Below are 560 nucleotides of genomic sequence, written 5' to 3' on the forward strand. Positions count from 1 at the left end.
TAGAGGTAGTGGTTGGGGTTTTGTGTGTTTAAGTTTGATTTTTCCATCATAAAATAATTTGCGTTTTAAATCATATTGCAAATGTATATAAATATGCTTTTAAAATCATAATATAATATCTTTAATTTTAATTAAATTGTTTTATAACACATAAAAATATACTTTTGTAGTATCAAAAATCATTTATGATGAATATAGGAGAAAAAATACGTGTTTTTAGAACCGAAAGAAGCCTTTCTCAAAAAGAAGTAGCCATTTCCATAGGAATAGACCAAGCACAATACAGCCGTATAGAAAGTGGAAAAGTAGAACCTACTGTATCATCATTAGAAAAAATAGCAGAAGCTTTAAATGTAAAAGTATATCAGTTTTTTGAAGAAGATACGATTGATATTAATTCGTTTGAAAAGACCATTATAGAAAAGGTACAATTAATTGAAGAATTAGACGAAGAAGAACGAAAATCTATTTACAATATCATTGATATAGCTGTAAGCAGAAAACGGCTTAAAAACAATCTTACAAAGGCTTTAGACAATCTTTAACCCACAAAAAAACAC

The 560-nt window shown here is 27.0% G+C and carries 1 protein-coding gene; it reads left to right on the forward strand.

The features are described 5' to 3' along the window. Nucleotides 1–188 precede the first annotated feature (188 nt). Entirely contained in the window at nucleotides 189–545 is a 357-nt protein-coding gene (locus B0A78_RS13230) for a helix-turn-helix domain-containing protein (protein ID WP_063743576.1), read from the forward strand. The last annotated feature ends 15 nt before the right edge of the window (nucleotides 546–560 follow it).

The organism is Flavobacterium columnare NBRC 100251 = ATCC 23463, from assembly GCF_002530675.1.
GTDB classification, from domain to species: domain Bacteria; phylum Bacteroidota; class Bacteroidia; order Flavobacteriales; family Flavobacteriaceae; genus Flavobacterium; species Flavobacterium columnare.